Raw genomic sequence first — 18,981 nt, 5'->3', positions numbered from 1 at the left:
CCCACAGCCCCCAGACCATGCGCTGGCCATGGACCCGGACAACCAGCGCCTCCGGGAACCGGGTGAGCTCCACGGGCGGGACATCGACTGTGCCGTCCCGGGGGTTTGACGCTCCCGGTTGCCTCACCGAGAATGGCCGGTAATCGGCGGGACATTTCCCGTGAGGTGGTGGTGGTGGTGTCGAGGCGCGTTGGCTCCATGCGGCCCTTGGTGCGGGCTTCGTGGCGCCGCGCCCGAGCGACGGGTCTGGATCCCGCCGACAGCGAGCCGCCCTACCTGATGAAGTCCGATGACCTCCGTCAACGGCGCGCCGAACACCCGATGGCGTCGCTCCTGCCCACCGTGCGCGACCTCATCCTGGGCCCTTCGGCCGACGCGGGGCACGTCCTGGCGATCTCCGACATCGAGGGGGACGTCCTGTGGCTGGACGGCAGCCGCTCCCTGTTGAAACGCGCAGCCCGTATCGGCATGGGGCCGGGAGCCCGGTGGAGTGAGTGGGGTGTGGGGACCAACGCCATCGGAACCGCACTCCATGAGCTTCGCCCGGTCCAGATCACCTTCGACGAGCACTACCTGTTCACCCATCGGGAGTGGGGCTGCTGGGCGGCCCCGATCCATGACCCGGTCACGGGTACTCCGTTGGCCATCCTCGACGTCTCCGGCCCGGACGCCAGTCCCGACAAGCTCCTGCTCGTACGTTCCGTCGCCCGGCTCGTGGAGAGCATGTTGCGGGAACAACGTCGTGAGGAGTTGGACACCATCGCGGACGCCGCCGTTCGCGCCGGCCTCGACGCCCGCCGATCGGCGCTGCTGAGCGCCGACGGGCAGCTCCTCTGGGGCCGGGGAGACCTCTACCCTCCGTGGGGCCTGGTGCCCCAGGATGGGGCCGAGTTGCTGTCCAGCCGCGCGCTCCGGTTCGACCGCCTCGGTGACTTCTGGGTGGTGCACGCCCCCACCGCATCGCCGACGGGCGTCCATTTGCGGCTGTTGGGCCCGCTGCCCCCGGCGATCTCCGTGTCGGGGGCGTGGATCGAACTCTCACCCAGACATGCGGACATACTCTTCCTGCTCTCGCGCCGCCCCGAGGGAATGCGGGCCGACGAACTGGCGCAGGAACTGTACGGTGATCGCGGCAATCCGTTGACCGTGCGCGTCGAGATGCATCGGATCCGGGCCATCCTGGGTGAGCGCATTGCGAGCAGCCCCTACCGCTTCACCGTCCCCGTGGTCACGGACGCCAGCGCAGTCCTTGCCCTCGTCGCCCAGGGTCGGGTGGCTGAGGCCGTCGATTGCTACCACGGTCAGTTACTGCCTCGCAGCGACTCCCTCACCATCGAGTTGTACCGCGCCGAGCTCAACCAGACGCTGCGTGGGGCCGTCCTGCGCGTCGGGGGTCCCGCGCTCGATCGTTGGTGCCTGGGCCCCGTCGGAAGCTCGGATGCCGAGGCGTTGAGCGCAGACGTGGCGACGCTCAGTCCCTCCGATCCGATGGTCCCGATCATCCTCGCCCGGCTCGACCGGATGGGCCAGTACGCAGGCTGACGTGCAACGTCGACGCAACGCCCCCCGAGGCACCATCAGGCATGAGCTGCGTCACGGTGGGCCTGGTGGTCAACAGCGCCTCCGGTCACGACATCCGTAGGCTGGTCAGCGCTGCAACGGTGGTGGACAACTCCGAGAAGGGGGCGATGGTCGTCCGGCTGCTCGCCGGACTCAGGTCCGCCGGCGTCGACCGTGTCCTGGCCATGCCCACCGACCGCATGGTGGTCTCCACCATGCGGCGGCTGATGCGACAGGTTTCGCTGCAACATGGCGACCAGTTCCCCACGCTGGAGTGGCTCGACTTCCGACCGCAGTTGACGGCCTCCGACACCCTGCGTGCGCTCGACCTGATGGTCGAGTCGGGCGTGTCCGCGGTGTGCGTGCTCGGAGGCGACGGCACACAACGTCTCACCGCCGACATCCTCGGCGACATCCCACTCGCCGCGGTGTCGACAGGCACGAACAACGTCTTCCCCCCGTGGGCGGAGCCCACCACGGCCGGGATCGCCGCCGGCCTGGTCGCCGCAGGGGCGGTGCCCATCGAGGCTGGCTGCGTCCGTGAACACGGGATGGTGGTGGAGTGTGCCGGACGCCGCGAAACCGCGCTGGTGGACGTGGGCGTCTCGACGCATCCTTGGATCGGTGCGCGCGCTCTCTGGGACGTCCAAGATCTGACGGAGGTGGCGGTCGTCTTCACCGACCCGGCCGCGATCGGGTTGTCCGCCATCGCAGCTGCCGTGTACGACGCCCCGCGGGGTGAGCCGGGCGGCGTCCTCGTTCGGCTCGCGCCACTCCGGCACGCCGTCCACGTCGTGCACGTGCCCCTGGTGCCGGGCATCGTCACACCGGTGGGGATCGCAGATGTCACCCCGATCCCGTTCGGTGAAACGGTTGGGCTGGACATGGTGGCAGGCACCCTGACGGTCGACGGGGAGCGGGAGGTTCCCAGGTCCGCAGGAGTTCCGGCGACGGTGAGGATCGGGCTCGGGCCCCTGCGCATCGATGTGTCGCGCACCTTGGTGCACGCCGCGCACGCGCGGGGCGATGCAACGCTGACGCAACGCCCCGGTCGGTAGCGTCGCAGGACGGCGACGGGGCCGACGCCCGTCGCACGAGGAAGTGGAGGGGTGATGACCACAACACCGGATTCCCGTGAGGCCTTGTTGGAGGCCTACCGACTCATGAAGACGATTCGCGAGTTCGAGGAACGTGCTCACCGCGAGTTCGCGACCGGCCTGATGCCCGGCTTCGTCCACCTGTACGCCGGCGAGGAGGCAGTCGCGGTGGGCGTCTGCAGCAACCTCACGGCTGACGACTACATCGCCTCGACCCACCGCGGGCACGGACACGCCATCGCCAAGGGCTGCGACGTGATGGGCATGATGGCCGAGCTCTACGGCCGCTCAACGGGTCTGTGCGGCGGGAAGGGTGGGTCGATGCACATCGCCGACCTGTCCACCGGCATGCTCGGTGCCAACGGCATCGTGGGCGGTGGCCCGCCGCTCGTGTGCGGCGTCGGGTTGAGCGCGAAGGTGCGCGGCACCGATCAGGTGGGTGTGTCGTTCACCGGTGACGGCGGCGCCAACCAGGGAACCTTCCTGGAGTCGTTGAACCTGGCCGCGGTCTGGGACCTGCCCGTCGTCTTCGTCGTCGAGAACAACGGTTACGCCGAGTCGACGAGCAGCCAGTTCCACCAGTCCGGCATCGACGTCGCCAAGCGCGCCGATGGGTTCGGGCTACCGGCCGCAGTCGTGGACGGCCACGACTACTTCGCGGTCCGCGAAGCCATGGCGGCTGCCGTTCAGCGTGCACGCTCCGGCGGCGGGCCATCCTTGGTCGAGTGCAAGACCGACCGCTTCTACGGCCACTTCGAGGGGGACCAGCAGAAGTACCGCCCGGCCGGGGAGGTCGAGAGGCTGCGCGCGGAGAAGGACTGCCTGAACCGCTTCGAGAAGACGGTCACCGACGCAGGCCTGCTGTCGGCCGGCGACCTCCGCGCGGTGGACGCCGAGGTCGCCGACCTCATCGACCGGGCCGTCGAGGCCGCCCTGGCCGCGCCCGAGCCGGAGCTGCGCTCCCTTCTCACCGACGTGTACGTCAGCTACTAGGCGAAGGAACGATCATGGCACGCAGAGTGACCTACAGAGAGGCCATCAACGAAGCCATCCGCCAGGAGATGGCAGCAGACCCGCGCGTGGTCCTGTTCGGCGAGGATGTCGCCGGCGGGGCGGGGACCAGTGAGCCGCTGGACGCCTGGGGTGGCGTCCTCGGCGTCACGAAGGGTATCCAGCCCCTGTTCCCGGACCGGGTGCTCGACACGCCGATCAGTGAGTCGGCGATCGTGGGCGCAGCGGCGGGCGCCGCCGCGTCCGGACTCCGGCCGATCGCCGAACTCATGTTCATCGACTTCGTCGGCGTCTGCCTCGACCAGATCCTCAACCAGACGGCGAAGTTCCGGTACATGTTCGGCGGCAAGGCGGAGACCCCGTTGGTGATCCGCACGATGTACGGCGCCGGAATGAACGCGGCTGCCCAGCACTCGCAGTCGCTGTACGCGATCCTGACGCACATCCCCGGCATCAAGGTCGTCCTGCCGTCCAACCCCTACGACGCCAAGGGTCTGCTCGTGCAGGCGATCCGTGACCAGGACCCGGTGATCTTCTGCGAGCACAAGATGCTCTACGGAGTGAAGGGCGAGGTGCCGGAGGACCTCTACGTCATCCCCTTCGGTGAAGCCCGCATCGTGCGGCAGGGCACGGACGTCACCGTTGTGGCGCTCGGCCGCATGGTGTCCATCGCCGAGAAGGCGGCTGCGGCACTGGCCAAGGACGACATCGAGGTCGAGATCATCGATCCCCGGACGACCTCGCCCCTGGACGAGGATGCCATCCTCGCCAGCGTGGAGAAGACGGGCCGTCTCGTGGTCGTCGACGAGGGAAACCCCCGGTGCGGCATGGCTGCAGACCTGGCCGCCCTGGTGGCGACACGGGGGTTCGCATCGCTCAAGGCGCCGATCCGGACCATCACCCCGCCGCACACGCCGGTACCGTTCGCGACCGTCCTGGAGCAGGCCTACATCCCATCGCCGGCGGACGTCGAGGCGTCCGTGAGAGAGATCATGGACAGGGAGGCCGTCGCATGAGCGAGCTGCGCGACATCACGATGCCCAAGTGGGGCATGGCCATGACCGAGGGAGACCTCGCCGGCTGGTTGGTCGGGGTGGGCGAGGCGGTCGAGGTCGGACAGCTCGTCTGCGACGTCGAGACCGACAAGATCACCGGCCAGGTCGAGTCGCCCGTGGCGGGGGTGGTCCGTCGGCTCGTCGCCGAGGAAGGGGCCACCCTGCCCGTCGGTGCGCTCCTGGCGGTGGTGTCCGATGACGAGGTGGGTGACGAGGAGCTGGACGCCCACGTGGCGGAGTTCGAAGCCTCGTTCGTGCCACCCACCCAAGGGTGATCCGTTCCGTGGTCGGTGGGCTGGTGCCCAGGAGGGTGTCCGGCAGGAAGGAGTTGTGATGGATGACACCACGGTCCGCATGAGCCGTATGCGCAAGCTCATCGCGAGGCGTATGCACGAGTCGCTCCAGGGCAGCGCGCAACTCACGCTGGTCTCCACTGCGGACGTCACCGAACTCACCGCTCTGCGCTCCCGGTGGGAGGGTGAGCTCCGGCCCACCTTCACGGACGCCGTGATCCGGGCTTCCGCCCTTGCGCTGCGCGAGCACCCGGGGGTGAACGCGCGGCTCGAGGACGAGACCATCGTCCACGCGGGTCAGGTCAACATCGGGATGGCGGTGGCCCTCGAAGGCGGTCTGGTCGTGCCCGTCGTCAGGGGCGCCGACGAGCTGCCCCTCGCCGAGTTGGCCACCGTCACGCGGGACCTCGCGGAGCGCTCCCGTACCGGCAGGCTGGGCATGGACGACCTGGAGGGCGGCACGTTCACGGTGACGAGCCTGGGGGGTCAGGGCATCGATGCGTTCACTCCGGTGCTCAACCCGCCCGAGTCGGCGATCCTCGGGGTCGGTCGGTCCCGCCCCCTGGCGGTCCCCGACTCCGGCGGGGTCGCGTGGCGCCAGGAGATGACCCTCAGCCTCACGATCGATCACCGTGTGGTCGACGGCTACCCGGGCGCGCTCTTCCTGGCACGGGTTGCTGCGCTGTTGGCTCAGCCCTCCGGCCTGTGACGAATGGTGGACGGGGTCGCTCCGGCCCCGTCCACCACTGCGTGGCGCACCCGACCGTGGCCGGGTCGCGGCATCAGGGATAGATCATCCCACCGTCGATGACGACGCACTGGCCTGTCATGTAGTCGGAGTCCGGGCCGGCGAGGTAGGAGACCAGCGACGCGACGTCCGCCGGGACGGACACGCGCCCGAGAGCGATCCCCGCGGCCATGGCCATCATCGACTCGCCCTTGCCGACCTTGTTGATCTCTCCGAGGTCGTGGTCGATCTCCTCCCACATCTTCGTGTCGACGATTCCGGGGCAGTAGGCGTTCACCGTGATGCCGTGGGGTGCCCACTCCTGCGCCGCGGATTGGGTCAGGGCCTTGACCGCGAACTTCGACGAGCAGTACACGCCCAGGAGCGCGAAGCCCTTGTGGGCTGCGATCGAGGCAGCGCCGATGATCTTCCCCCCGCCGCCCTGGGCGATCATCTGGCGGGCGGCCTCGGTGTAACAGAAGAACAGCCCACGGCCGTTGACACGGTGCACCACGTCGTACTCGTCGGGTGACACGTCCAGCAGGGCCTTGGTCTGTGCGATGCCGGCGTTCGCCACCATCACATCCAGCGAGCCGAACTCGTCGACCACGGCGGCGATCCCGGCCTTCACCGAGTCGAGGTCCGTGACATCGATGTGGACGGCCATGACGCGACCGCCGGTTCCTTCCAGCTCTGCGCGTGTGGCAGCCAATGGTTCGGCCATCGAGGGCAGGTCGCTGAGGGCAACATTGTGTCCGTCGGCGATCAGACGGGCTGCGATGCCCTTGCCGATGCCGCGCGCCGAGCCGGTGACGAGGACGTTGTTCATGAAGGCCTCCTTCGTGTCGAGGGTCTCCACGCTAGGTGGCCCAGCGTTGCGGCGAGGTTGCATGCTGATCGAACCGGAGGGTGATCAGCCCTAGGACCTTTCGCTGGTGCCCCGGCTCCTCAGCCGGAGTCGACCCCCTACGCCAGCAGGAGGGACCCCGAGAGGTTGATCATGTTCGTGAACCGCCGCGTCCGCATGACACCATCACACCGCATCGACGCTGAAGGGGGACCCCACCAGGCGTGCCGCGCCGTCACCGGGGAGGCCAGTCGAGCCCGATGTCGAGCACCCGGGCGCTGTGGGTGAGCCATCCCACGGAGATCAGGTCCACCCCCGACTCGGCGACAGCCACCGCGGACTCGGGAGTGATGCGCCCGGACGCCTCGGTGACCAGCCTGCCGGCCACCAGGTCCACGGCCTCACGCAGCTGGTCGGGGCCCATGTTGTCGAGAAGGACCGCGTCCACCGGGAGCGTCAGCAGCTGGCGCAGCTGGTCGAGGGTGTCGACCTCGACCTCGATCTTGACCAGGTGCTCAACGTTGGCGCGCGCTCGCGTCACCGCCTCGGCGAGTCCCCCGGCGGCAGCGATGTGGTTGTCCTTGATGAGGACGGCGTCGTCCAGTCCGAACCGGTGGTTCCCGCCGCCACCGCACCGCACGGCGTACTTCTGCAGGGCGCGGAGGCCGGGGATGGTCTTGCGCGTGTCCACGACCCGGGCCCCGGTGTGTGCGACGGCGTCCGCGATGGCGGCCGTTCCCGTGGCGACCCCCGAGAGGTGCCCCAGAAAGTTGAGTGCCACCCGCTCGCCGCTGAGGAGCCCGCGGGTGGGTCCGGTGGCGCTCCCGATCGTGTCGCCGGGATGGACGCGGGCACCGTCCTGCATGGCCCACCGCACCTCGATGCGGGGGTCGACCAGCTGCCACGCGAGCGCGGCGCAGGCGGTGCCGGCCACCACGCCGCGCTCCCGCGAGACCAGGACGACCGTGGACACCTGGTCATCGGGGACGATGCTGTCGGTGGTGAGGTCACCCGCCTGGCCCAGGTCCTCCCGCAGGGCGGCCCGGACGAGGGGTTCGATGACCAGTGTGGGCAGTGCTCTCATTGCTCCTCCAGATCAGCCAGGCTCACCAGGGTGTGTGCGGCCTCTGACGTCGTGCGGGGGAAGTCCGTCCGGAACTGGGCGCCCCGCGACTCCTCCCGGCGCAGTGCTGACCGGACCACGAGGGAGCCCACCAGACCGGTGTCGTCGTCGAGGTGATTCCGCAGGGTTGCCAGGGCGGCGCGGAGGCTGTCGGCGTCCCGGAGCACGCCCGCAGCGGCGGTGACCACCGCGCGGACCTGCTGGACCTCCGGACCGGGGGCAGCGCCAGTGGCCCCGGCCCAGTGCCGGTCGGCCACGCCGGGGGTCTCCCGCTGCGGCGCATGGACCTCCTTGAGATGCTGGGCCACCCAGCGCGCGCACACGACCGCCTCCAGCAGGGAGTTGCTGGCCAAGCGGTTGGCGCCGTGCAGGCCGGTCGATGCCACCTCCCCCGCGGCGTACAGCCCCGGGACGGTGCTCTCGCCTCGCCGGTCCACCAGGACGCCGCCCATGTGGTAGTGCGCCGCGGGTCGCACGGGCAGCAGGTCCCTCGTGGGGTCGAGCCCGACCTCGCAGGCCTTGGCGTGGATGGACGGGAACAGCTCGGCGAAGCGCTCCCCGGGGTCACGGGTCGCGTCGAGGAAGACGCGGTGGCCCGCCTGCAACTGCGCCCACTCCGCGCGCGACACCACGTCGCGCGCGCTGAGCGGGTTCTTCAGCACCCGGTCGCCGTTGCCGTTGACCAGGACGGCCCCCTCGCCGCGGACAGCTTCGCTGACCAGCGGGAGCGGGTCGAGGTCGACGTCGAGCGCGGTCGGGTGGAACTGCACGAGCTCGAGGTCCCGGAGCACGGCTCCGGCGCGGAAGGCCAGGGCCAGGCCCTGACCGCGGGAGGACAGGGGATTCGTGGTGTGCGTGTACAGGCCGCCGATCCCGCCGGTGGCGAGGATGACCGCGGTCGCCCGCAGCTCGACGGGGCCGTCCGGCGTGTCGACGAGGACACCGGCGGCGCGGCCGTCCCGGACGAGGATCTCGCGGGCGGGGGAATGGTCCCAGAGCGCCACGGAGGGGGTGTGTCGGGCCGCGTCCACCACCGTGCGCAGCAGTTCGGCGCCGGTGCAGTCGCCCTGTGCATGGACGATGCGGCGCCGGCTGTGGGCCCCCTCCAACCCGAGCCGCAGTGAACCGTCGGGATGGCGGTCCCACCGCGCGCCGTGGTCGGTGAGCCACCGGATGGCCCCGGGGGCCGCACGCGTGACGGCGTCCACGACATGGGGGTCGCAGAGCCCGGCGCCGGCGGCGACGGTGTCGGCGGCGTGGCGGACCGGGTCGTCGTCCGGACCCACGGCGGCGGCGACACCCCCCTGCGCCCACCCGGTCGACGTCCCGGTCGACACCGCCCCCGCGCTGAGGACGATGCACCGCAGGGGGGCCAATTCGAGGGCGCACGCCAAGCCCGCCAGGCCGGCCCCGACGATGACGGGCCCGCCTGCGTCGACGACGCCGGAGACCGCCCGGCTCATGTCGGGGGCGTCCCGAGGTCGAGCATTCGCTGGACGGCCGCCCGCGCCCGCTCGGCCACGTCCCCGGCGACGGTGACCTCATGTGTCATGGTCTCCAGGGCGTGCCGGATCGCGGCGAGCGTGTTGCGCTTCATGTGGGGGCACAGGTTGCAGGGGCGGATGAAGTCGAGGTCCGGGTACTCCTGCGCGACGTTGTCGCTCATCGAGCACTCTGTGATCAGGGCCACGCGGGTCGGCCTGCGCTCGGCGACGAACCCCACCATCTGTGCGGTCGAGCCGGAGAAGTCGGCCTCGTCCACGACCTCGGGCGGGCACTCGGGGTGGGCCAGCACCGTCAGGCCCGGGTGCTCACGGCGGAGCTGGGCGATGTCGCCGGGGGTGAAGCGCTCGTGCACCTCGCAGGCCCCCGGGTGCGTGACCACCTCCACGCCCGTCTGGCGCGCCACGTTGGCCGCCAGAAAGCGGTCGGGGATCATGATGACCTTCGGCACGCCGAGGCTCTCGATGATCTGCACCGCGTTGCCGGACGTGCAGCAGACGTCCGATTCCGCCTTGACGGCCGCGCTGGTGTTCACATAGGTCACCACCGGGACGCCGGGGTGCCGGCGGCGCAACGCGCGCACGTCCTCGGCCGTGATCGACTCGGCCAGCGAGCAGCCGGAGCGCAGGTCGGGGATCAGGACGGTCTTGGAGGGGTTGAGCAGCTTCGCGGTCTCGGCCATGAAGTGGACGCCGGCGAGCACGATGACGTCGGCCTCCACGGCGGTCGCCTCGCGGGCCAGGGCCAGGGAGTCGCCGACGATGTCGGAGACGCCGTGGAAGATCTCGGGGGTCATGTAGTTGTGACCCAGGATGACCGCGTTGCGCTCCTTCTTGAGCCGCAGGATGGCGTCGACGTCGTCCGCCATCGTCGCCCACTCGACGGAGGGGATCACGTGCTCGACCCTCCGGTAGAGCTGTCGGGCGGTCGGTGTGGTGGTCATGAGGCCTCCCAGCCTTTTCTGGTCTCGACAACCCCCTTATGCTACATCTGAGCATAAGGGCTGCCAAGTCGGCTCCCCGGTGGGGATCGGCACGACGGCTCAGCGGACGCGGCTGGCGGGAAGCTTGGTTCCGGCGGCCTGCCGCTCCTGGAGGACTGCGCGGCGGAACCGGTGGAGCCGGGCCGGACGGCCGCCGGTGTCGGCCAGGCGATCCGTCTCCTCGACCAGTTCCTGCTGATCGATCAGGCGACGGAAGTTCTGGGTGTGGACGACGCGCCCTGCCAGCGCCTCGACGCAGGACTGCAGGGCGCGGAGCGTGAACTCCTCGTCGAGCAGTTCGAAGACGACCGGGCGGTACTGGATCTTGGCGCGCAGCCGGGCCACGCCGGTGGCGAGGACCCGACGGTGGTCCCCTGACATCCGGTCGCCGGGGACCAGATCCTCGTCGGGTCGTCGCCACCGGTCGGGGGACTCGGGGACCAGTCCCGCCTCGTACAGCAACTCGTAGCGCTGGAGCGCCAGTTCCGGCTGCCAAGGGTGCCCGTCGAGACCGAAGGTGACGGCGCAGCGCTGCCATCGCGCGGCGGCGTCGCTCCCTCCGGCCTCGGCCCAGGGCGCCAGCGCGGCGCCGAGGTTCCCGGTCGCCCTGCGGAGGTCCTCCCACGGCATGAGGTCGTACCACCGTTGCCAGCCGCCCTGCGCGTCCCCCGCGGCCGGGGCGGCGTCCACGGTGAGGCCGAGATAGGAGATGGACAGGTGGCGTCCGGATGAGCCCGCGCGGTCGACGTCGGCGAAGGTGTACAGCTGCTCGAGGAAGCCGAGCTGGCGCCCGGTCTGCTCCTCCGCCCAGGCGCGCGTGGCGGCCTGCAGGGAACGGTGGCTGGGCAGCAGGGGCCCGGCCGGCAGCCGTGGGGGGTCGCCCAGGGCGAGCACGCACGGCTCACCGCCGACCATGGCCACGATGACGGCCAGCACTTCGGCGGAGATGGCACTCACGTGACCTCCTCAGCCCGCCGGGATGCCGCCACGGTACCGCAGCACGGGCTCCCGGCCCGACTGCGGTACCGTGGGACGGACCCGGTGTCGCCCGGGTCAGTGGGGGGACCTGAGCTGTGACGACCGTTTCCGCGCGCGCCGAACCGGCGCGGCGACCTGTGCTGCGCCTCAACCCTGGGCGGTGGTTCGAGCCGTGGCCCTCGCCGGGCGCCCGGCCCGGCTACCGGAGCGAACTGCAGGGCTTGCGCGGGGTCGCCATCGGCATGGTCGTGGCCTACCACATCTTCTTCTCCCGGGTCAGTGGCGGCGTCGACGTCTTCCTGCTGATCTCCGCGTTCCTGATGACCGGTTCGTTCGCCGATCGCATGGAGCGCGGCAGGCCGTTGCGGATCGTGCGGTATTGGATCAAGGCGTTCAAGCGGCTGCTGCCGCCCGCCGTCGTGACCGTGGTCGGGGTACTGGTCCTGATGCGGTTGTTCTACCCCGCCTACCGCTGGCGCGAGATCCTCGCCCAGGCGCTCGCCTCGGTGTTCTACGTCGAGAACTGGCATCTCGCGGCGTCATCCGTGGACTACTACGCGAGCGACAAGTCGCTCGCCAGCCCCCTGCAACACTTCTGGTCCCTGTCCGTCCAGGGGCAGGTGTTCCTCCTGTGGCCCCTCCTGTTCGTGCTGGCGTCACTGCTGGCCCGACGGTTCGGCTGGAGCGTCCGCCGCGCCCTCACGGTGGTGTTCGGTGGCGTGTTCGTGGCGTCGCTGGGCTGGTCGGTCTGGGCCACCTCGCACCAGCAGGTGCATGCCTACTTCGACACCTACGCCCGGCTCTGGGAGTTCGCACTGGGTTCGTTGCTCGCCATCGGCCTTCCTGTGATCGAGCGGAGGTGGGGCTTCGGCCCGTCGTCGCGCGGCGGGCTGCAGCCGTTCCGGACGCTGCGGGTGCTGGCCGGGTGGACCGGGCTCGTGAGCATGCTGGCGGTCGGTCTCGTCGTCGACGTCGAAGGTGCCTTCCCCGGCTGGATCGCCCTGTGGCCCCTTCTGTCGGCCTGTCTGGTGATCGCCGCCGGCAACACCGGGACGCCCTGGGGCGTCGACCACTGGCTGTCCTCCCCGCCGCTGCGCCGGCTGGGTGACATTTCCTACAGCCTCTACCTCGTCCACTGGCCGATCCTCATCACCCTGCTCGTCATCCAGGACACGGCGCGCCCGGGCCGGCTGGCGGGATTGGTCCTCGTCCTCGTCGCGCTGAGGGCCGGCTGGGTCCTCACCAAGCACGTCGACGCGCCCATCCGCCGCTCGAGCACGCTTGCGACGCTGCAGGGCCGGGCGGTCCTGGTGGTCCTCCTCTCGCTGGTGCTCGGGGCGGGCCCTGCGCTCGTCATGCGCCAGGCGCTGGACATGCAGGCTGCCCGGGCCCTCGCCGCGTCCGCGGTCGACCACCCCGGCGCGGCGGTCCTCACGGGAGGAGCTGCGCCGACCGACCCGTCGGTGCCGCCGATCCCGCTGCCCCAGGACGTGCCTTCGGACTGGGTCGGTACGGACCGAGCCTGTTCGGGGCGGCTGGCCCCGGACGACCCGGTCCTGCAGGCGGCGTGCGGCATGACGAACGGTGAGGAGGGCAAGGTCATCGTGGTGGTCGGCAACTCGCGCGCGCAACAGCTCAACGGGGCGCTCAAACCACTCGCCGCGCTGGGCGGCTACACCATCGTGGCCGTGCTCAAGGGCGGGTGCCACTACGCCTTCGAGGGCGTCGACGGGGCCTGCCTCGACTGGAACGAGCGGGTCCGCGACTACCTGCTCCACCTGCGGCCCCGGGCCGTGTACACGACCACGACGTTCGTGCCGGGTGGGGATCAGGGTGAGGTCGCCATCCCGGGCATGGCCGCCTCCGTGACAGAGCTGACCGCGGCCGGCATCGACGTCATCGGACTCCGCGACCAGCCGCGCCTGCCGATGAACCCCATCGCCTGCGCCAGCGAGCGCTCGATTGAGCAGTGCACCATCCCGACGCGGGGGATGCTGGCGGACGAGGACCTGAACGCCCCTCTGGTCCTCGCCGCGCAGCGCCCGGGCCGCTTCCACCCGATCGACCTCACGCCCTGGATCTGCCCGGACGGTGAGTGTCCGCCGGTCATCGGCAACGTGTTCGTCTACCTCGACGCCGCGCACCTCTCCGGGGTGTACGCCGCCACGCTCGCGCCGGTCCTGAACGAGCAACTCGAGGCGAGCGGGTGGCGCTGGTAGGACGGACCTGCCGCCACCCCGGCACGTACATCGCCCGCGAAGTGGGCATCGATGTCGGGCTGCCAGGTTCGTCCACGGTTTCAGCCGCGGTACGGACGCCGCACGACCCAGGCCCCGGCGTCCGGCCCGACCGGCCGGGGGACCCCGTCGACGAGCGCGAGCTCGACCGGCTCGGTGAGCTCGCCCACGAACCGGCCCTCGTCGTCGGCGTTGCGGAACGCCATGAGCAGGGTCCGTCCGGTTCCGCGCTCGCGGACCGGGCGCGCCACGTAGTAGCGGTCGTCGGTGAGCTGGTGCGCGCCGGCGATGTCGTAGGGTCCCAGGGGCCCGGCCGCCGGGGCGATCCAGGTGCCCCCTGTGGTCTCCGGACGCCGCTCCTCGGGCATGTCGCCGGCCATGCAGTTGAAGAGCAGGAACTGCTCCCCGCCCAGCTCGACCGTCTCCATGACCTCGAGCTGGCCGAAGCCCTGACCCACGGCCGACAGGGGCGGCTGCAGGGTCCACGCCCGCAGGTCCGGGGACGTGGCGTGCCCCACGACACCGCGGTCGAGGCGGGGGCCCTCCGGCATCCGGGCCGTGATGAGCATGTGCCAGCCGTCGCCGTCCGGGTCCCGGAAGACCCACGGGTCGCGGAAGGCCTCGTCGTGCCACGCCCCGTCCGACAACTGCTCGTAGAACGGCTTCTCCGCACGCAGCAGGGGAGCGGGCGCCTTCGTGAAGGTCTCGAGGTCGGGTGAGGTGGCCACCGAGATCGTCTGGACGTTGCCGGCGGTCGTGAGCGTCGCACAGGTGTAGAAGAGGTACCACAGGCCGTCGTCGTCGCGGACGACCGAGCCGGTCCAGGTGGCCAGGTCGTCGGCCTCGCCCGGGGCGCCCTTCGCCACGGCGTCCGCGCGCCGTTGCCAGGAGCGCAGGTCGCGGGAGACGGCGTGCCCGATGGTGGCGTTGTGGTGCCGCAGGTCGGGGTCGCCGAGCGACTTGGGTGCGTGGAGGAAGAACAGGTGGTAGTCGGTGCCGTCGTCGACGACCCAGAAATCCCAGACCCACGAGTCGGTGAGTGCGAACATCAGCCCTTCACCCCGCTCGAGGCGATGGAGTTGATGAACGCGCGCTGGAAGGCGACGAACAGGGCCAGCACGGGCACGGTGATCATGCTGGCGTAGGCCATGATCTGGCCCCAGGCGGTGCCCGAGGCGGAACTCATCTGCTTGAAGTAGTCGATGCCCACCATGGCCGGGCGCAGGCCCTCGGACTGGACGACCATGAGCGGCCACAGGTACTGGTTCCAGGCCGGGAGGAAGGTCAGGATCGCCACGGTTGCGACCGCGGGCCCGGCCAGCGGCATGACGATGCTCCGGTAGATCCGGAACCAGCCGGCGCCGTCGACGGTCGCCGCCTCGTCCAGCTCCTTCGGGATCGAGTCGAAGTACTGGTAGAAGAGGTAGATCGAGAACGCGTTGGCGATGAACGGGATGATCTGGACCTCGTAGGTGTCCAGCCAGCCGACCGTCAGTCCGTCTCCGGTGAGGTAGGGCAGCTGGTTGACCCACCACAGCAGCGGTAGGGCGAGGGTCTCGAAGGGCACGATGAGCGTGGCGAGGATGACTCCGAGGATGATCTTCTGGCCCCTGAACTCGATCCGGGAGAGTGCGAAGGCCGCCATGGAGTTGACCAGCAACCCGAGCACCACGGTCGCCACCGCGATGATCACGGAGTTCATCAGGAAGGTCGCGAACGGCACCCGACCGAACACGCCGGTGTAGTTGTCGAGGCTGATGTCCCCGACGGGCAGGAAGGCCGCCGGTGAGCCGAGGTCGGCGAAGATCTGCAGGTCCGGCTTCAGGCTGGACATGATCATGAACACCAACGGCAGGCCGAACACGAGGCACAGCACGATCCGCAGCACCATCACCAGGGTGGGACGGAGCCAGGAGCGACGCTCGCCCGCGGTGTGGAGTCCGGGTTGGGCGGGGGCGTCGGCGACGTGGGCGAGGTGGTCGCTCATCGGGTGACCTCCTTGTCACGGGTCAGGTGGCGCTGCGCGAGGGACACGGCGAGCACGATGGCGAAGAACACCAGGGAGATGGCGGACGCGTAGCCGGTCTGCTGCTGCTGGAAGCCGGCACGCACCGCCATGAAGACCACCGTCGAGGTGGAGTCCAACGGTCCGCCCTGGGTCATGATGTTGACCTGGGTGAACAGCGAGAACGCGGCGATCGTGATGGTGATGAGGATGAAGACGCGCGTCTGCCGGAGTCCGGGCCACGTGACGTTCACGAACTGCTGCCACGTCGAGGCCCCGTCGAGGGACGCGGCCTCGTAGAGCTCGCCGGGGATCGTCTGGAGGCCGGAGAGCCAGATGACCATGTGGAAGCCGACGGCCTGCCAGATCGACAGCAGGATGATCGCGAACAACGCCCACGCCGGGTCGCCCAGCCAATCGGGACCGGCGATGCCGACCTTGGCGAGGAGGACGTTGATGAGCCCGTTGGGCTGGTACATGAAGGTCCACAGCATCGAGACCACGACCATGGACGTCACCACGGGCAGGAAGTAGACGGTGCGGAAGAAGTTGGTGCCGCGGACCTTGGCGTTCACCAGGACCGCGAGGCCGAGGGCGAGGCCCGCCTGCACCGGCACGATGACGGCGGCGAAGATGACGGTGTTGAGCAGCGACTTCCAGAACGTCTCGTTCTCGAACAGCCGGACGAAGTTGTCGAACCCGATGAACCGGGCCGGCACCGGGGAGATCAGCCGCGCGTTGGTGAACGCCAGCCCGAAGGTCAGGAAGATCGGGATGATGAGGAACGTCACCATCAGGAGGACCGCCGGCGTCAGCATGGCGACCCCGACCGAGGTGGGGCGCTTGGCGGAACGCCGGGGTGGGCGGAGCGTGCGGCCCGGCGGAAGGGCCTTGGGAGCAACAGGTTCGGCGACGGCGGTGTTCACGCGCTGCTCTCCTTTCTGGTCGGAGGGAGAAGGAGCCCGGGGGCCGGAACCGGCCCCCGGGCGACGGGTCACTCGTAGTGGTTGTTGGCCTTCTGGTTCTCGTCGATGTCCTTGACCGCCTGGTCGAGGGCAACCTTCGGGTCGGCACCGTTGAGGATGTCCTGGGCGGCCTTCGTGAAGGTGGTCGCGATGAACGGGTAGCCGGGGGTCTCCGGCCGCATCACGGAGTACTTCTTGGAGATCTGCCGGAACACGTCGTTCGTGCCCCCCGGCTCGAACCCCGGGACCATCGCGGCCGCGGCGTCGGTGGTCGGGATGTTGTTGGTGTCCTTCGCGACCTTCGCGACGTACTTGTCCTGGGCGGCGAACTTCAGGTAGTCCAGGGCGCCCTCGGGCGAGGGGCAGCCGGTGGAGTATCCCCACGTCCAGCTGCCGCCGCCGACCTTGCCGCCGTTGCCGAAGTCGACCGGCGGGGCGAAGATCACGTCGTCGCCGAACTTCTCGCGGGTCGGGACGGCCGTCCATGAGCCGTTCCAGAGCAGGGCGGTCTTGCCGTTCATGAAGTCGGCGGCCGGGTCCGCGCTGGACTTCTTCGGCATGTAGCCCTCCTTGGCCATGGTGGCGAACCACTGGGCCCACTCGACGGCCTCGGGTCCGTTGAGGACGCCCTCGGCGCTCTTGTAGTCGCCGCGGTCGATGAGGTCACCGCCGAAGCTCTGCAGCTGGGGCGAGTAGCCGTACGGCCACCACTCGCCGGTCCAGCCCGTCGCCATGTCGACGGGGTACTCGAAGTCGCCGGAGTCCTTGATGGTCTTCACCGCGGCCATGAACTCCTCGCCGGTCCAGGGCTGGTCGACCGACGGGACGCGGATGCCGTACTTCTCGAGGATCGACGCACGGGTCACCCAGGCGAGCGAGACGTCGTAGTAGCCGTAGGCGTACACCTTGTCGTTCCACTTCGCGACCGTCGACGGGAGGAACGTGGAGAGGACGTCGTCCATGCCCTCGATGGGGGCGAGGTAGCCCGCCCACGCCCAGTTGGCCACGTTCGGCTGGTCGATGTCCAGGATGCAGGGCAGCTTCCGGGCGGACGCCGCCGCCACGACGGACTGGTTGTACGAGTCCTGGGGGAAGGCCTGCAGCTCCACCTTGTACTGGGACTGGCTGGCGTTGTAGTCGTCCACGACCGTCTGGATCGCCCCGAGCTCGCCCTTGTTGCCGGCGTTGTGCGTCCACAGGGACAGGGTCTGCGTCGCGCCGGGCGCGGCGGTGGTGCCGGCGCCAGGGCTGCCGCCCTTGGAGCAGGCGGCGAGCGAGATGGTGAGGGAGGCTGCGACGACCGTCGCCGCGACCATCTTGGCTGTGCGCTTGAGCACGGTTCCTCCGTTGGATCCTGGGGAGCCGTGGTGGCTCCGCGTCTGCCGGTGATGCTAAAACCATTTAGCAGGAAGAAGCTAACACCGCCGGGACCTGGATGCAAGAGGGTGCTAAGTCGATTTTGCAGAAGGGGCCGGTATGCTCGACCCCGACGGATGACGAAGGGAAGGCCCATGGCGAAGCGCGCGACCCTGGCCGACGTGGCGCGGCTGGCCGGGCTGTCCCCGACGACGGTCAGCCTCGTGTTGAACAACCGCCCCAACTCGCGTCTGTCGCCGGAAGCCGCCGAGCGCGTGCGGACGGCCGCGGCGAAGCTCAACTACCGGCCCAACCCGGCGGCGCGGGGCCTGCGCCTGGGGAAGACCCGGACCGTCGGCTTCATCTCCGACGAGGTGGCGATCACCCGGTACGCGTCCGCCATGATCAGCGGCATGCTCGAGGAGGCCGAAGGGCGCGACCACACGGTGCTCATCGCCGAGTCCGGACGCCGGCTGGACAGGGTCGCCAAGGCGCTCGACCTCATGCTCGACCGGCAGGCCGACGGCATCCTGTTCGGCCACATGGGCGCCAAGCTGATGGAGGTCCCACCGCTGGCCGTCGACGTGCCGGTGGTGCTGGCGAACGCGCGTTCCACGCGGGGGCACCCCTGCGTGCTTCCGGACGAGTACCGGGCCGGGTACGACGCCGCGCGTCACCTGCTCGACCGCGGCCACCGCAGGATCGGCTTCATCGGGCGGTCGGACGCCCTCCTCGACCCGGCCCTCTCGGTGACGGTGGGCGCGCGGTACGCCGGTCTGGACGCCGCCCTTGCCGAAGCGGGCGTCGGGTTCGTGCACCAGGTGGAGGGCATCTCGTGGGAGCCCGACCTCGGCTACCGGGGCGTCGGGGAGATCCTCGACGTCGGACCCGTCACCGCGATCATCGCGGCCAACGACCGGGTCGCGTTCGGGGTGTACCAGTGCGCCCAGCAGCGCGGGCTCCGGATCCCGGACGACCTGTCCGTGGTGTCGTTCGACGACGAGTACCTCGCGTCCTACCTCCGCCCGCAGCTGACGACCCTGCAGATCCCGTATCTGGAGATGGGCCGGACGGCGATGCGCCACGTCCTCGACGGTGACCCGCCGCCGGAGACCCTCGTCCCCATGCCGATCCAGGAACGGGGCTCGGTGCGCGCCCTCACCTGAGCGGGCGTGCGCCCCGGGTGCGGAACGCCAAGGCCATCGCGACGGCCCGGGTGGCTCCGTGCAGGTCCGGCGTTCG

At 70.0% G+C, this 18,981-nt stretch carries 17 protein-coding genes; 8 read left to right on the top strand and 9 right to left on the bottom strand.

From position 1 onward, the window contains the following. Window positions 1-198 precede the first annotated feature (198 nt). The 6 genes from AC5YDA_RS05415 to AC5YDA_RS05390 are packed head-to-tail and all read left to right on the top strand — an operon-like array spanning window position 199 to window position 5,725. Window positions 199-1,542 carry a hypothetical protein gene (locus AC5YDA_RS05415; protein WP_496190034.1) on the top strand — a complete coding sequence of 448 codons (1,344 nt, stop codon included), beginning with the start codon at window positions 199-201 and terminating at the stop codon, window positions 1,540-1,542. A gap of 41 nt (window positions 1,543-1,583) precedes the next feature. After that, window positions 1,584-2,618, top strand: a complete 1,035-nt coding sequence (locus tag AC5YDA_RS05410; RefSeq protein WP_496190033.1) for an NAD(+)/NADH kinase — start codon at window positions 1,584-1,586, stop codon at window positions 2,616-2,618. Between the two features lie 54 nt (window positions 2,619-2,672). Then, a complete protein-coding gene (locus tag AC5YDA_RS05405) occupies window positions 2,673-3,650 on the top strand; it encodes a thiamine pyrophosphate-dependent dehydrogenase E1 component subunit alpha (RefSeq protein ID WP_496190032.1) in 978 nt (325 codons plus the stop codon). Between the two features lie 14 nt (window positions 3,651-3,664). Beyond that, window positions 3,665-4,684, top strand: a complete 1,020-nt coding sequence (locus tag AC5YDA_RS05400; RefSeq protein WP_496190031.1) for an alpha-ketoacid dehydrogenase subunit beta — start codon at window positions 3,665-3,667, stop codon at window positions 4,682-4,684. Beyond that, window positions 4,681-4,998 (top strand): biotin/lipoyl-containing protein, encoded by a 318-nt coding sequence (locus tag AC5YDA_RS05395; protein ID WP_496190030.1) that lies wholly within the window; start codon window positions 4,681-4,683, stop codon window positions 4,996-4,998. The genes AC5YDA_RS05400 and AC5YDA_RS05395 overlap by 4 nt, the downstream gene beginning before the upstream one ends. 58 nt (window positions 4,999-5,056) lie before the next feature. Then, entirely contained in the window at window positions 5,057-5,725 is a 669-nt protein-coding gene (locus AC5YDA_RS05390) for a dihydrolipoamide acetyltransferase family protein (protein WP_496190029.1), read from the top strand. 73 nt (window positions 5,726-5,798) lie between these two features. Here AC5YDA_RS05390 and AC5YDA_RS05385 read toward each other — a convergent pair whose 3' ends face one another. The 5 genes from AC5YDA_RS05385 to AC5YDA_RS05365 form a co-directional block, all read right to left on the bottom strand. Further along, window positions 5,799-6,572 (bottom strand): SDR family oxidoreductase, encoded by a 774-nt coding sequence (locus AC5YDA_RS05385; protein ID WP_496190028.1) that lies wholly within the window; start codon window positions 6,570-6,572, stop codon window positions 5,799-5,801. Between the two features lie 253 nt (window positions 6,573-6,825). Then, entirely contained in the window at window positions 6,826-7,674 is an 849-nt protein-coding gene (gene nadC, locus AC5YDA_RS05380; protein WP_496190027.1) for a carboxylating nicotinate-nucleotide diphosphorylase, read from the bottom strand. Beyond that, window positions 7,671-9,176, bottom strand: a complete 1,506-nt coding sequence (locus AC5YDA_RS05375; RefSeq protein ID WP_496190026.1) for an L-aspartate oxidase — start codon at window positions 9,174-9,176, stop codon at window positions 7,671-7,673. The genes nadC and AC5YDA_RS05375 overlap by 4 nt, the downstream gene beginning before the upstream one ends. Further along, complete coding sequence (nadA, locus tag AC5YDA_RS05370; protein WP_496190025.1) at window positions 9,173-10,159, bottom strand: quinolinate synthase NadA; 987 nt, start codon at window positions 10,157-10,159, stop codon at window positions 9,173-9,175. Before nadA ends, AC5YDA_RS05375 begins: the two co-directional genes overlap by 4 nt. 99 nt (window positions 10,160-10,258) lie before the next feature. Next, window positions 10,259-11,155, bottom strand: coding sequence for an NUDIX hydrolase (locus tag AC5YDA_RS05365; RefSeq protein ID WP_496190024.1), 897 nt, complete (start codon window positions 11,153-11,155; stop codon window positions 10,259-10,261). 116 nt (window positions 11,156-11,271) lie between these two features. On the opposite strand from AC5YDA_RS05365, the gene AC5YDA_RS05360 reads away from it, so the two are divergent. Further along, window positions 11,272-13,395, top strand: coding sequence for an acyltransferase family protein (locus AC5YDA_RS05360; RefSeq protein ID WP_496190023.1), 2,124 nt, complete (start codon window positions 11,272-11,274; stop codon window positions 13,393-13,395). Window positions 13,396-13,475: 80 nt separating this feature from the next. Here the strand turns inward: AC5YDA_RS05360 and AC5YDA_RS05355 are convergent, their stop codons facing one another. The 4 genes from AC5YDA_RS05355 to AC5YDA_RS05340 all read right to left on the bottom strand — a co-directional run bounded on the left by AC5YDA_RS05355 (window position 13,476) and on the right by AC5YDA_RS05340 (window position 17,720). Continuing rightward, a complete protein-coding gene (locus AC5YDA_RS05355; protein ID WP_496190022.1) occupies window positions 13,476-14,462 on the bottom strand; it encodes a hypothetical protein in 987 nt (328 codons plus the stop codon). Further along, window positions 14,462-15,400 carry a carbohydrate ABC transporter permease gene (locus tag AC5YDA_RS05350; protein WP_496190021.1) on the bottom strand — a complete coding sequence of 313 codons (939 nt, stop codon included), beginning with the start codon at window positions 15,398-15,400 and terminating at the stop codon, window positions 14,462-14,464. Before AC5YDA_RS05350 ends, AC5YDA_RS05355 begins: the two co-directional genes overlap by 1 nt. After that, window positions 15,397-16,344 carry a carbohydrate ABC transporter permease gene (locus AC5YDA_RS05345; RefSeq protein WP_496190020.1) on the bottom strand — a complete coding sequence of 316 codons (948 nt, stop codon included), beginning with the start codon at window positions 16,342-16,344 and terminating at the stop codon, window positions 15,397-15,399. The genes AC5YDA_RS05350 and AC5YDA_RS05345 overlap by 4 nt, the downstream gene beginning before the upstream one ends. Before the next feature lie 68 nt (window positions 16,345-16,412). Continuing rightward, the gene (locus tag AC5YDA_RS05340; RefSeq protein WP_496190019.1) at window positions 16,413-17,720 is read right to left on the bottom strand and encodes a sugar ABC transporter substrate-binding protein; all 1,308 of its coding nucleotides are present in this window, start codon (window positions 17,718-17,720) and stop codon (window positions 16,413-16,415) included. A 174-nt stretch (window positions 17,721-17,894) separates the two neighbouring features. On the opposite strand from AC5YDA_RS05340, the gene AC5YDA_RS05335 reads away from it, so the two are divergent. Continuing rightward, on the top strand, window positions 17,895-18,905 hold the full coding sequence (locus AC5YDA_RS05335) for a LacI family DNA-binding transcriptional regulator (RefSeq protein WP_496190018.1): 1,011 nt from the start codon (window positions 17,895-17,897) through the stop codon (window positions 18,903-18,905). Window positions 18,906-18,981 lie beyond the last annotated feature (76 nt).

This window comes from Propioniciclava sp. LT294 (genome assembly GCF_059516005.1).
This window is presented reverse-complemented; position numbering and strand designations above follow the sequence as displayed.